This is a genomic window from Paracoccus bogoriensis (assembly GCF_019431455.1).
Classification (GTDB): domain Bacteria; phylum Pseudomonadota; class Alphaproteobacteria; order Rhodobacterales; family Rhodobacteraceae; genus Paracoccus; species Paracoccus bogoriensis.
This window is the reverse complement of record NZ_JAHYSR010000020.1, coordinates 14,173-26,908: the sequence shown is the minus strand read 5'-3', so window position 1 is coordinate 26,908 and position 12,736 is coordinate 14,173. Positions and strand designations below refer to the sequence as shown.

Annotated in this window: 11 protein-coding genes and 2 pseudogenes; 7 read left to right on the top strand and 6 right to left on the bottom strand. The window is 66.5% G+C overall.

Annotation, left to right across the window (positions count from 1 at the left end):
- Positions 1-3: 3 nt before the first annotated feature.
- Positions 4-363, top strand: a complete 360-nt coding sequence (gene rplT / locus KY389_RS10755; RefSeq protein ID WP_219830945.1) for a 50S ribosomal protein L20 — start codon at positions 4-6, stop codon at positions 361-363.
- A gap of 562 nt (positions 364-925) precedes the next feature.
- Here the strand turns inward: rplT and recR are convergent.
- From recR to KY389_RS10735, 4 genes are read right to left on the bottom strand one after another with little or no spacing between them, the layout of a single operon-like run.
- Entirely contained in the window at positions 926-1,537 is a 612-nt protein-coding gene (recR, locus tag KY389_RS10750; protein ID WP_219830943.1) for a recombination mediator RecR, read from the bottom strand.
- A gap of 3 nt (positions 1,538-1,540) precedes the next feature.
- Positions 1,541-1,885 carry a YbaB/EbfC family nucleoid-associated protein gene (locus KY389_RS10745; RefSeq protein ID WP_219830941.1) on the bottom strand — a complete coding sequence of 115 codons (345 nt, stop codon included), beginning with the start codon at positions 1,883-1,885 and terminating at the stop codon, positions 1,541-1,543.
- Positions 1,886-1,888: 3 nt separating this feature from the next.
- Positions 1,889-3,694 carry a DNA polymerase III subunit gamma/tau gene (locus KY389_RS10740; protein ID WP_219830940.1) on the bottom strand — a complete coding sequence of 602 codons (1,806 nt, stop codon included), beginning with the start codon at positions 3,692-3,694 and terminating at the stop codon, positions 1,889-1,891.
- 57 nt (positions 3,695-3,751) lie between these two features.
- A complete protein-coding gene (locus KY389_RS10735) occupies positions 3,752-4,243 on the bottom strand; it encodes a hypothetical protein (RefSeq protein WP_219830939.1) in 492 nt (163 codons plus the stop codon).
- 136 nt (positions 4,244-4,379) lie between these two features.
- On the opposite strand from KY389_RS10735, the gene KY389_RS10730 reads away from it, so the two are divergent.
- A complete protein-coding gene (locus KY389_RS10730) occupies positions 4,380-4,790 on the top strand; it encodes a SufE family protein (RefSeq protein ID WP_219830938.1) in 411 nt (136 codons plus the stop codon).
- On the opposite strand, the gene mnmA is transcribed toward KY389_RS10730, so the two are convergent.
- A complete protein-coding gene (gene mnmA / locus KY389_RS10725) occupies positions 4,762-5,931 on the bottom strand; it encodes a tRNA 2-thiouridine(34) synthase MnmA (protein WP_219830937.1) in 1,170 nt (389 codons plus the stop codon). The two genes, KY389_RS10730 and mnmA, sit on opposite strands and share 29 nt — an antisense overlap.
- Before the next feature lie 168 nt (positions 5,932-6,099).
- Here mnmA and sciP point away from each other — a divergent pair, with 168 nt between their 5' ends.
- The 4 genes from sciP to recG all read left to right on the top strand — a co-directional run bounded on the left by sciP (position 6,100) and on the right by recG (position 11,649).
- A complete protein-coding gene (gene sciP, locus KY389_RS10720; RefSeq protein WP_219830936.1) occupies positions 6,100-6,384 on the top strand; it encodes a CtrA inhibitor SciP in 285 nt (94 codons plus the stop codon).
- 90 nt (positions 6,385-6,474) lie between these two features.
- Complete coding sequence (gene ctrA, locus KY389_RS10715) at positions 6,475-7,185, top strand: response regulator transcription factor CtrA (protein WP_219830935.1); 711 nt, start codon at positions 6,475-6,477, stop codon at positions 7,183-7,185.
- 118 nt (positions 7,186-7,303) lie between these two features.
- Positions 7,304-9,553, top strand: coding sequence for an NAD-dependent DNA ligase LigA (ligA, locus tag KY389_RS10710; RefSeq protein WP_219830934.1), 2,250 nt, complete (start codon positions 7,304-7,306; stop codon positions 9,551-9,553).
- Entirely contained in the window at positions 9,550-11,649 is a 2,100-nt protein-coding gene (gene recG, locus KY389_RS10705; RefSeq protein WP_219830933.1) for an ATP-dependent DNA helicase RecG, read from the top strand. The genes ligA and recG overlap by 4 nt, the downstream gene beginning before the upstream one ends.
- Here recG and KY389_RS15405 read toward each other — a convergent pair.
- Positions 11,649-12,174 (bottom strand): annotated as a pseudogene (locus KY389_RS15405) (IS66 family transposase); the annotation flags it as partial. The gene recG and the pseudogene KY389_RS15405 overlap by 1 nt on opposite strands.
- 154 nt (positions 12,175-12,328) lie before the next feature.
- On the opposite strand from KY389_RS15405, the pseudogene KY389_RS10695 reads away from it, so the two are divergent.
- Positions 12,329-12,525, top strand: a pseudogene (locus KY389_RS10695) (IS3 family transposase); the annotation flags it as partial.
- Between the last annotated feature and the right edge of the window lie 211 nt (positions 12,526-12,736).

Genomic DNA, 12,736 nt, shown 5'->3' with positions numbered 1-12,736 from the left:
ACAATGGCACGAGTTAAATCCGGCAAGGTCACCCACGCCCGCCACAAGAAAGTCCTGGACAAGGCCAAGGGCTATTACGGCGCGCGGTCGCGCAACTTCCGCACCGCGACCCAGGCCGTGGACAAGGCGAACCAGTATGCCACCCGCGACCGCAAGACCCGCAAGCGCAACTTCCGCGCCTTGTGGATCCAGCGGATCAATGCCGCCGTCCGCCTGGCCGATGCCGAGATGACCTATTCGCGGTTCATCAACCTGCTGGCGAAAGCCGGGATCGAGGTTGACCGCAAGGTTCTGGCCGATCTGGCCGTGAACGAACCCGAAGCCTTTGCCACGATCGTCGAAAAGGCGAAAGCCGCCGCCTGATAGCGGCCTCGACATCTTGCACAAGGCCCGCCCCTGACCAAGGGGCGGGCTTTTTCGTCAGGGTCCGAACAGCCCGGCAAACGACCGGCAGTGCGGTCGAGACGGTTTACCATCAGCACCATCAGGGCACAGCGAATCCCCTTGTCGGCCAACGGCTGCGGAGCTTCGCTGCTGCGGCCGTCAGGGGCATGGCGGCGCGGCAATCTCTGCTGCCTTTGAGCGGGCGACTCATTCGCAGTTCCGGCCCGGGGTCCGATCCCATGCGCGTCTTCGGCTTGGGCATATTCGGACCGCCCGAGGCAGGATCGCCTTGCGCAGCGGCAGTTCCAGGGGCTGCGGATCCGGGGCGATCCGACCAGGCTGAGGATACGTCCTGCACCTTGTCCGTGGCGTGCGGATACGCGGCCATCACCGGCAGCAACTTTGCCAGCGGCGCGCTGGCACGAGACAAGCGCCTGCCCGAGACCGCGCGCAGCCCGACGGTCTGCGCCTGCGATCCCGCCCATCACGACCGGGCAAGGGCGGGTCTGCGCGGCCTCGGGCAGGCACGAGGCCAAGGCGGTCACAGACGCCGCCGCGCCCTCAGCGCCGCGCTGATCGTTCCGTCGTCCAGATAATCTAGCTCTCCGCCAATGGGCACGCCCTGGGCCAGGCCTGTGACGGTGACGGACTGCCCCTCCAGTGCATCGGCGATGTAATGGGCGGTGGTCTGCCCATCGACGGTGGCGTTCAGCGCCAGGATCACCTCGGACACAGCTTCGCCGGCGATGCGATCCAGAAGCCGGGGGATGCCCAGATCCTCGGGTCCGATCTCGTCCAGGGCCGAGAGCGTGCCGCCAAGGACGTGATATCGGCCGCGAAAGGCCCCCCCCCGTTCCAATGCCCAGAGATCGGCAACATCCTCGACCACGCAGATCTCGCCCGTGGCGCGGTTGGGATCGGTGCAGATTGCGCACAGATCGCGGTCGGTGATGTTGCCGCAGCAGAGACATTCGCGGGAATTCTGCGCGACCTTCTCCATCAGCGCGGCAATCTGCGCCATCTGGTCGCCCCGCCTGCGGATCAGATGCAGCACGATCCGCCGGGCCGATCGCGGCCCAAGCCCCGGCAGACGCGCCATCAGAGCGATCAGCGCCTGAATGTCGTCGCTGCCTTCGGCCTGCGGGTGGCGCATGGCTCAGAAGGGCAGCTTGATGCCGGGCGGCAGGCCCAGCCCTTCGGTCATCTTCGCCATCTCGGATTTCATCCGTTCCTCGGCAAGGCGCTGCGCCTCCTTGATGGCGGCAAGGATCAGATCCTCGACGACCTCTTTTTCCGATGGCACGAAGATCGAGGGGTCGATTTCCAGCGCGGTCAGCTCGCCTTTCACGGTGCAGGTCGCGCGCACCAGCCCCGCGCCGGCTTCGCCGGTCACGGTGATGCGCGCCATATCCTGCTGGATCTGCTCCATCCTGTCCTGCATGTCCTTGGCGGCCTTCATCATCTTGGCCATGTCGCCAAGACCGCCCAATCCCTTGATCATTGTCTAATCCTCATCTTCAAAGGGGTCCCATTCCTCAACCTCGGCCACCGGACCCCGGGTTTCGTCATGGGGATTGCCTGTCCCCTCGGCCTGGTCCGTGATCTCGGGCGCGGGCGCGGCGCGTGTGACGCGGGTCAGGGTCGCGCCCGGAAAGGCCGCCAGCACCTGTTGCACGATGGGCAGGGCCAAGGCGCGTTCCTGGGCTGCGCGCTCTTCGGCCTCGCGCATTTCGGCGATGGTGGGGGCGCCGTCCTCGTTCGTGACGGTGACCGCCCAACGCTGCCCGCCCGTCCAGCCGCGCAGGCGTTCGGCCAGACGCTGCGCCAGTTCCGCAGGCGCATCGCCGCGCGGCTGGAACTCGATCCGGCCGGGGCTGTAGCGCACCAGCGAGACATGGCGCTCGACCATCACCAAGAGCGTCATGTCCCGCATCCGCGCGATCAGATCGACGACCGAGGCGAAGTCGGGAAAGCTCTCGGCCAGTTCCGGCGCCACGGCCAGCGCCTGCGCCGCGGAACCGCGCGACTGGACCGCCGGTGCCGGGCGGGCGCGGCGCATCGCGTGAGGGGCTTCTGACGCCTGCGCGCCCGCCCCCGAACCGGTCCCGGACATGGTGGCTCCGCGCGCGAATTCGCCGGCATTCTGGGCCTGCTGGACGCGGCGGATCAGCGCTTCGGGGTCGGGCAGGTCGGCCACATGGGTCAGGCGGATCACGGCCATCTCGGCGGCCATCATCGCGTTCGGCGCGGCCGAGACCTCGTCCAGCGCCTTGAGCAGCATCTGCCACATCCGCGACAGGATGCGCATCGGTAGCCGCGTGCACAGGTCGCGACCGCGCAGGCGTTCGTCGGGGGCGATGGTCGGATCGTCCAGCGCGTCCGGCGTGATCTTGGCGACCGAGATCCAGTGCGTTACATCCGCCAGATCGCGCAGCACCGCCACCGGGTCGGCACCATCGGCATACTGGCCCTGCAACTCGGTCAGGGCGGCGGCGGCGTCGCCGCGCAGGATCATCTCGAACAGGTCGATCACCCGGCCCCTGTCGGCCAGACCCAGCATCGCGCGGACCTGATCGGCGGTCGTCTCGCCCGCGCCATGGCTGATCGCCTGATCCAGAAGCGAGGTCGCGTCCCGGGCCGAACCCTCGGCCGCACGGGTGATCAGCGCCAGCGCGTCATCGGTGATCGAGGCGCCCTCGGCATCCGCGATGCGGCGCAGCAACGCCATCATCACCTCGGGCTCGATCCGGCGCAGATCAAAACGCTGGCAGCGCGACAGAACCGTAACGGGCACCTTGCGGATCTCGGTCGTGGCAAAGATGAACTTCACATGCGGAGGCGGCTCTTCCAGCGTCTTGAGCAGCGCGTTGAACGCGCTGGTGGACAGCATGTGCACCTCGTCGATGATGTAGATCTTGTAGCGCGCGCTGGCCGCCCGGTAATGCACCGATTCGATGATCTCGCGAATATCGCCCACGCCCGTGCGCGAAGCCGCGTCCATCTCCAGCACATCGACGTGGCGTCCCTCGGCGATGGCGACGCAGTGTTCGCAGACGCCGCAAGGCTCGGTCGTGGGGCCGCCCTGACCGTCGGGGCCGATACAGTTCATGCCCTTGGCGATGATGCGCGCGGTCGTCGTCTTGCCGGTGCCGCGGATGCCGGTCATCACGAAGGCCTGCGCGATCCGGTCCGCGGCAAAGGCGTTCTTCAGCGTGCGGACCATCGCATCCTGGCCCACCAGGTCGGCAAAGGTCTCGGGCCGGTATTTCCGCGCCAGAACCTTGTATGCGGCCTCTTGTGTCTGGGTCATCGGGCACCTGTCTTGAAGCCGCCACCTTAGCCCCCGCGCCGGTGGGCGGCAACCGGATCAGCGCGACAGGCGGATGACCCTGTCGCCGCCGGTGATCTCGATGGCCGCGATGCGGCGAAGCTGGGCAAAGCTGATCGGGCGGGCCACCGTGATCGTGTCGGTCGCCGCATCCGCGCGCAGGGCCGCCGCCGGATCGCCCGCCGCCGGCGGCGCGGCGACAAAGCGCAACCGCAACACACCGTCGGCATCAGGTGCCAGCCTGCCGCCGGGCTGCACCCGTTCGGTGATCAGGTCTGCCGAATGATAGCCCTTGACCGGCGCCAAGCCGCGCACGACCAACAGCCTCCCCTCGGGCAGGGGGTGCCATTCCGCCCCGATCAGCATCGGAACGGCCGGGCGCGCGTCGCGCAGCGCATAGCCGCCCTCGGGCGTCAGCGTGGCCGGGGTGGTCGGGCCACCGCGAAACGGGTTCAGCCTGCTTTCGCCAAGCCGCGCACAGCCCGACAGCGCCAGCGCGGCAATCAACAGCGGCAGGGTCAGTCTGATCATCGCGGCATCCCTTCTGCGGTCCCGCCGTGCAGAGGCGGCACTGGCCAGAGTGTTAGGCCAAAGGGGGCGCGCCGAAAAGCCTCTTTGACCTTGGGGCACGCGCAGGCTACCCCGTTTCCCGAGACAGGAGAACCCCATGGCTACCCCCGCCTTTGAAGACATTGCCGCCACCTTCGATTTCCTCGACGATTGGGAGGATCGCTACCGTCACGTGATCGAACTGGGGCGCGCCATGCCCCCGATGGATCCGGCCTTTCAGGTGCCCGCCACCAAGGTCGATGGCTGCGCCAGCCAGGTCTGGATCATGCCCCGGATCGAGAATGGCCGCTTTGACTTTCAGGGCGACAGCGATGCGCTGATCGTGCGCGGGCTGATTGCGGTGCTGCACGCATTGTATTCGGGCCTGCCCGTCGAGCAGGTGGCAGAGGTGGACGCGCAGGCGCAATTGGCCCGACTGGGTCTGGACGAACACCTTTCAGCGCAGCGGTCTAACGGCGTTCGTGCGATGATCGCACGGATCAGGCAGCTGGCCGCCGACGCAGGCTGATCCAGCCGCCGCCCAGAACACGGGTTCCGCCGGTCTCGTAGAACACGCAGGCCTGGCCGGGGCTGACCCCTTCCTCGGGATCCAGCAGTTCGACCTCGGCGCGATTGCCAGGCAGGGCGCGCAGGATGGCGGGCCGGGGCGGCCGGGTCGAGCGGATGCGGACCGAGCAGGCGATTTCTCCATCGAAGGGCTGGTCGCCTAGCCAGTTCACCTCGGTCACGTTGACCATGGTGGTGGCCAGCGCCGATTTCGGCCCCACGACGACGCGGCGGTTGTCGGGTTCCAGACGCACCACATAAAGCGGATCGCCCAAGCCCCCGATCCCCAGGCCTCGCCGCTGCCCGATCGTGTAATGGATCACGCCGCGATGCTGGCCCAAGACGCGGCCTTCCATGTCCACGATCTCGCCCGGATCGGCCGCGCCGGGACGCAGCTTCTCGATCACCCAAGCATAGTCGCCGTTCGGCACGAAGCAGATGTCCTGGCTGTCGGGCTTGTCGGCCACGTTCAGGCCGTATTCGGCGGCCAGGGCGCGCGTCTCGGCCTTGCTGGGCAGATGGCCGAGCGGAAAACGCAGGAAATCAAGTTGTTCCTGTGTGGTCGAGAACAGGAAATAGCTCTGGTCGCGGGCCGGGTCGGCGGCCATGTGCAATTCAGCCTTGGCGCCCTGCTTGCGCTGGATGTAGTGGCCGGTCGCCATGCAATCGGCATCCAGATCGCGCGCCGTGTTCAGCAGGTCGCGGAACTTCACCCGCTCGTTGCAGCGGATGCAGGGCACCGGTGTCGCACCGGCCAGATAGGCGTCGGCGAATTCGTCGATCACCGATTCGCGGAATTTGTTCTCGTAATCCAGCACATAATGCGGAAAGCCCATCCGCTCGGCCACGCGGCGGGCGTCGTGGATGTCCTGACCCGCGCAGCAGGCGCCTTTCTTGGCCAGCGCCGCCCCATGGTCGTAAAGCTGCAATGTCACGCCGATCACGTCATAGCCCTCGGCCTTCAGCTTGGCGGCGACGACCGAACTGTCCACACCGCCCGACATCGCCACGACCACGCGCGTCTGAGCGGGCGGTTTGGCAAAGCCGAGACTGTTGATTTCCGCAACCCCCGAAGGGGCGTCGGTCAGAGCGGTTGCGGTCATGGCGATCTCCGGGGGCGGGCGTGCTGGCCCTTGGGGCGGCGGATTGGATCGAAATATAAGCAAATGCCCGACAATCTCAAGGGATCGGCCGGCTGAAACGTCGGGCCGGTTAACCGGCGGGCAATGGGGCGATGCGATGGTCTGTCCGTGCAACGAAGGACAGGTTGAATGTTCGTGAAAAAGAGCTCTGGGCCAAGAACCGTGACCTTGCCGGATGGACGTATTCTGACGATGGCCGACCTGCCGCCCGGCGATACCCGCTGGGTCGCCAGCCGCAAGGAAGTGGTCGTGCTGGCCATCCGCCACGGTCTGATCGCGCGGGACGAGGCTCTGCGCCGCTACGGCCTGTCGGACGAGGAACTCGACGCCTGGGCCAGTGCCATTGAAAAACATGGCCGCACTGCGCTGAAGATCACTTCTCTGCAGAGGTTTAGACAACCGAGGGTTGATTAATGCGGCTGTCCGGTTGCATGGTAACGCCATATTAACCTGTTGGCGCGATGGTCGGGCAAGGACCACGGCGAATCGAAGGATGTATCGGCCATGCGTATTCTTCTGGTGGAGGACGATCCCAGCACCGCACGCGCGATCGAATTGATGCTGACGGCTGCCAGCTACAATGTGTTCCGCACCGATATGGGCGAGGAGGGTATCGACCTTGCAAAGCTCTATGATTACGATCTGATCCTGCTGGATCTGGACCTTCCCGACATGCATGGGATGGAGGTTCTGCGTCACCTGCGACTGGCGCGGATCGACACGCCGATCCTGATTCTGACCGGCTCGGACGACACCGAAAGCAAGCTGCGGGGGTTCGGCTTCGGTGCGGACGACTACATGACCAAGCCCTTCAATCGCGATGAGTTGCAGGCCCGCATCCAGGCGATCATCCGCCGGTCCAAGGGGCATAGCCAGGCTCTGATCCGCACCGGCGAAATCACCGTGAATCTCGACGCGCGCTCGGTCGAGGTGGCGGGGCGGCCGGTGAACCTGACCGGCAAGGAATACCAGATCCTCGAGCTTCTGAGCCTGCGCAAGGGCACCACCCTGACCAAGGAGATGTTCCTCAACCATCTTTACGGCGGCATGGACGAGCCCGAGCTGAAGATCATCGACGTTTTCATCTGCAAGCTTCGCAAGAAGCTGAGCGAGGCTCTTGGTGGCGAGAATTACATCGAGACCGTATGGGGCCGCGGCTATGTCCTGCGTGATCCCGGCCCCGCCCAGGAGGAGCGGCTGGCACTTGGCGCCTGACGGCTGATCGCGGCGACCGGCCACGCCGGGCCGGGCTGGAACTTGTCCGCAGCTTCGGCGATACCCAAGGCGTATCGCGCGGCTCTGCCGGGCCGCGACAGACGCGGCGAGGGATGGCATGACGCAGAATGACGGCAAGGCAGAGTCGGGTCGGAAAGCGGCGATGGCCGAGATCGCTGATCTTGTGGCGCGCGTTTCTGCTGCGGATCGCGCCTATCACGGCGAGGATGCGCCCTTTATCTCGGATGCGGAATATGACGCGCTCAAGCGGCGGCTTCAGGAGCTTGAGCATTTGCACCCGGACCTGGCTCGCGCCGACAGCCCTACGCGCCGCGTCGGCGCCCCTCCCGCCGACGGATTCGGCAAGGTCACACATGCGCAGCGCATGATGTCACTGGCCAACGGCTTCGCGCGCGAGGATGTCGAGGACTTTATCGCGCGCGTGCGCAATTTCCTGAACCTCGGTCCGGACCAGCCCCTTGCCCTGACGGCCGAGCCGAAGATCGACGGCCTGTCATTGTCGCTGCGCTACGAAAGCGGCGTTCTGGTCCAGGCGGCGACGCGGGGCGATGGGGTGGTAGGCGAGAACGTCACCGCCAACGCCATGACCATCCCGGACATTCCGCATCGGTTGATCGGCGCGCCCGAGATCCTCGAAGTCCGGGGCGAAGTCTATATGACGCACGAGGATTTTGCAGCCCTCAACCTTTCGGGCGAGGGCAAGGTCTTTGCCAATCCGCGCAACGCGGCGGCGGGGTCGCTGCGTCAGATCGACCCTGCGGTGACGGCGCGCCGGCCTTTACGTTACTTCGCCTATGGCTGGGGCGCACTGTCCGAGCCACTCGCCCTGACGCAATTCGATGCAGTGCGGCGGCTGGCCGAGCTGGGCTTTCAGACCAACCCGTTGATGCGGCTTTGCCACGACGTCGAATGCCTGATCGAGACCTGGGCCGCGATCGAGAAACAGCGCGCCAGTCTTGGCTATGACATCGACGGCGCGGTTTACAAGGTCGATGACCTGTCCTATCAGGCGCGGCTGGGTTTTCGCGCGACCACGCCGCGTTGGGCGCTGGCCCACAAGTTCCCGGCCGAGACCGCCTGGACGCGCCTTGAGCGGATCGAGATCCAGGTGGGCCGGACAGGCGCGCTGTCTCCAGTGGCGCGGCTGGCACCCGTTACGGTGGGCGGGGTGGTCGTCTCGAATGCGACGCTTCACAACGAGGATTACATCGCCGGTCGCGACAGCACGGGGGCCGCGATCCGCGAGGGCCGCGACATTCGCGAGGGCGATTGGGTGCAGGTCTATCGCGCGGGAGACGTGATCCCCAAGATCGCCGATGTCGATCTGTCGCGGCGGGCGAATGACGCCCGGCCCTTTGCCTTTCCGACTCATTGCCCTGAATGCGGGGCCGAGGCCATCCGCGAGCCGGGTGATTCCGTGCGACGCTGCACCGGAGGAATGACCTGCCCGGCTCAGGCCGTCGAAAAGCTCAAGCATTTCGTCAGTCGCGCCGCTTTCGACATCGACGGCCTCGGTGCGAAGCAGATCGAGATGTTCTTTGCCGATCCCGTCCTGCCGATTCGCGAGCCCGCGGATATCTTCACCCTTGCCAAGCGGGACGCGGCCGGGCTGACACGCCTGAAGAACCGGGAAGGGTTCGGCGAGCGTTCGGTCGAAAAACTTTTCGCCGCAATCGAGAAAAGGCGGCGCATCCCGTTGGCGCGCCTGATCTTTGCGCTTGGCATCCGGCATGTCGGCGAAGTGGCCTCTGCCACGCTTGCACGTCATTACGGCAGCTGGTCCGCGCTGGTCGAGGCGTTGGAGCGCGCCGCGCCCGCTGCTGAACGTCACGTCGCCGCCGAAGACGCGGTTGCCCGCGAACGTGCCGCTGCAGCCGCCGAGGGCCGCCGCGCGCGTGTCAAGGAGGTCCGCGACCGGATCTGGTCCGAGGCTCCCGATCCTGGCGCCGAAGCCCGCGCCGCCTGGGCCGATCTGGTCGGCATCGACGGGATCGGCGAGGTGCTTGCGGTTTCGCTGGTGACTGCCTTCGCGCAAAAAGCCGAACGCGCAGGCATCGACCGGCTGCTGGCGCAGATTAGCCCGCTGGATGCCGATTCCGCGCCCGAGACGCAAACCGAAATCACCGGCAAGACGCTGGTCTTCACCGGCACACTGGAACGCATGACCCGCGCCGAGGCCAAGGCCCGGGCCGAGGCGATGGGTGCCAAGGTCGCGGGCTCGGTCAGTGCGCGCACGGATCTGCTGATCGCGGGCTCGGGAGCGGGCGCGAAGGCTGCCAAGGCCTCTGAACTGGGGGTCACGGTGATCGACGAGGACGAATGGCTTCGCATCGCGGGGGCCGGATGACCGAAACCAAGGGGCGCCCGCCCGCCCTCTTCCCGCTTTTTGCCGGGATCGAGACGCTGCCGAGGATCGGCCCCAAGGCGCGCGCCGCGCTGGAGCAGATGGGTATTACCCGCCCGCGCGATCTGGTGATGACGCTCCCGACCGGCGGGATCGCCCGCAGGCGTATTGCGCGCATCGCCGACGCCCGCCCGCCCGAGATCGTGACCCTGACCCTGACCGTCGCGCGCCACCAGGCGCCCATCGCGCGTAATCGCCCTTGGCGGGTGCATTGCCGCGATGAAGAAGGCGGCGAGGTGACTCTGGTCTTCTTTCGCGCGCGGGGCGACTGGATCGCCTCGCAATTGCCGGTCGGTCTGCGGCGGCTGGTCAGCGGCAGGATCGAACTGTTCGATGGCCTCGCCCAGATGATCCATCCTGACCATATCCTGTCCGAGAGCCAGCGTCCTCCGGCGGGTTTCGAGCCCGTCTATCCTCTGTCCGCGGGGCTGACCCAGAAGATGATGACCCGCGCGGTCGAGGCGGCGCTGACCCGGCTGCCCGCCTTTGAGGAATGGATTGATCCGCAGCTTGTCGCGGCGCGCGGCTGGCCCGGCATCGGCGCGGCGCTGGATCAGGCGCATCACCCGGCCTCGGCCCGCGACCTGTCGCCCGATGCGCCTTGTCGTGCGCGGCTGGCCTATGACGAGTTTCTGGCCCATCAGATGACGCTGGCGCTGGTGCGGCGCGAGAAAAGGCGGCTGCGCGGCCGGCCCAGCCCGGGCGACGGGCGACTGCGCGCACGGGTTCTGGCGGGACTGCCCTGGCCTCTGACTGCTGCCCAGTCGCGCGCCGTTGACGAGATCGCGGCCGACATGGCCAGCGATCGACGCATGAACCGGCTGCTTCAGGGGGATGTCGGCGCGGGCAAGACGCTGGTCGCGCTGCTGGCGGCGCTGATCGCGGTCGAGGCCGGGGGGCAGGCCGTGCTGATGGCTCCGACCGAGATCCTGGCCCGTCAACATGCCCGTGCACTGGAGCCTCTGGCCCGGCTGGCAGGCGTTCGGCTGACCGCGCTGACCGGCCGCGACAAGGGCGAGGCCCGGACCATGATCCTGACCGATCTGGCCGAAGGGCGGATCGACATTCTGGTGGGCACCCATGCGGTCTTTCAGAAGGATGTGGCCTTCGCCGATCTGCGGCTGGCGATCATCGACGAACAGCATCGCTTCGGCGTGGCGCAGCGGCTTGAGTTGTCGGCCAAGGGCCACCAACCGCCCGATATGCTGATCATGACCGCGACACCGATCCCGCGATCGCTGGCGCTGTCGCAATACGGCGATCTCGACCTGTCTGTGCTGGACGAAAAACCTCCGGGGCGGCAGCCGATCACCACCGTCATGATCGGCGACCACCGGCTGGACGAGGTCGTTGCGCGTCTGGCGGCGGCAATGGAAAAGGGCGCACGCGCCTATTGGGTCTGCCCCCTCGTCGATGAAAGCGAAGTAAGCGATCTGACCGCTGCCGAGGCGCGGTTCACAGCCTTGCGCGCCCGGTTCGGAGATCGTGTTCGGCTTGTGCACGGGCAGATGCCTGCCGATCAACGCGATGCGGCGATGGCTGATTTTGCCTCGGGTCGGGCGCAGCTTCTGGTCGCCACGACGGTCATCGAGGTGGGTGTGGACGTGCCCGAGGCCACGATCATGGTGATCGAGCGCGCCGAAAGTTTCGGCCTGGCGCAACTGCATCAGCTACGAGGCCGGGTCGGCCGGGGGCAGGGGGCCTCGACCTGCCTGCTGATGTATCACGCGCCGCTGAACGAGAGCGGGGCGCGCCGCCTGACCACGCTGCGCGACACCGAAGACGGGTTCCGCATTGCCCAGGTCGATCTGGAGATGCGCGGCGCGGGCGACGTGATCGGGACGGCGCAATCGGGCCTGCCGCGCTTCCGGATCGGCGATCTGGAACATCAAGCCGGGCTGATGGCCGTCGCTCAAAGCGATGCCCGCGCCTTGCTGGAACGCGACCCGGACCTGAGCAGCCCTCGTGGGCAGGCCGTGCGGATGCTGATGTGGTTGATGCAGCAGGATCAGGCCTTTCGCCTCATCTCGGTTGGCTAGGCCCTATGGGCATCGGCCCGGATCGTGCCGGCGGAGCCATCAGGGATGTCGGCGGCGTATTCGCCGTTTCGCCCTGGTCGCTGATTCAGCGCCGCGTCGAACGGCGCGGGGCCGTTCCAACCGTGGTCATCGCGCAAGACGGCCCAGAGATTGCCCGTCCCGGTCTTCCCTTGCCCAGAACCGGAATCAGGGCGGTGGTTTCGGCGACATGAAGCCGGGGCTGCCGGCCAGCAGGCGCTTGGCCCTGTGGTCAACAACCGGGGCGATCATGGCACCGTTCCAACCCATCCCGCCGGCCAGCACCGGGCGGTGGATCGGAAACCCGTGCACCACCATCACCACGGCCCGCCGGTTGAGTGGCATAGGTTCGGAATGCCCGGAGACGGCAATCTGCGCCAAAAGCGCCTTGGTAGGCTAACTGTCCTTCAACAGATGCGCGGGCGCCATGGCTTGCGCCAAGCCCATGCGCCCCTTGGGGCAGGCATGTCGGGGGCGTTTTTTGAGGGTGACCTGATGGCGCGCAGGGGTGATGCGCAATAGCGGGCCTTACCAGGGACGGACCGACCGACCAAAAGCCAGCCGCTCGCTGCGGTCCTCGCCGCGCGGCTTGTGACCGAGGTGAAGGGGCAGGCAATCCTGATCGAGCAGCCCCGCCATCGGTTCTTGGGACACCGGGCGCAACGGTTTGTTCAAGGCCGAGGTCATCCATCGCCGCGGCCCATGGCCTGGCGTCGAGGCTGTGGACTACGCCACGCTCAAAGGGGTCGCGACTGGTTCAACAGCCGCCGCCTGCTGGAGCCCACCGGGAACAGCCCGCCAGCCGAAGCCGAGGCCGACTTCTACGCCGCTCTGGAAGCTGAACCTGCGGCCGCGTAACCAGGATCGATCAGCCTCCGGGAAACCCGGCGCGGTTCAGTGCAAATCTCTGGATCAAGGCGGACAAGCCCGAAATCCGAGATTGTTCTTAAAAAGTTCTTTACCGAATCGGATGAATATGGGAACAAAAAAGCAACATAGAGGAGTTGCCGCCATGACCCCTGAATTTCTGTCCGATATCATCGGTGTAACCGCCCTGGCCGTGATCACC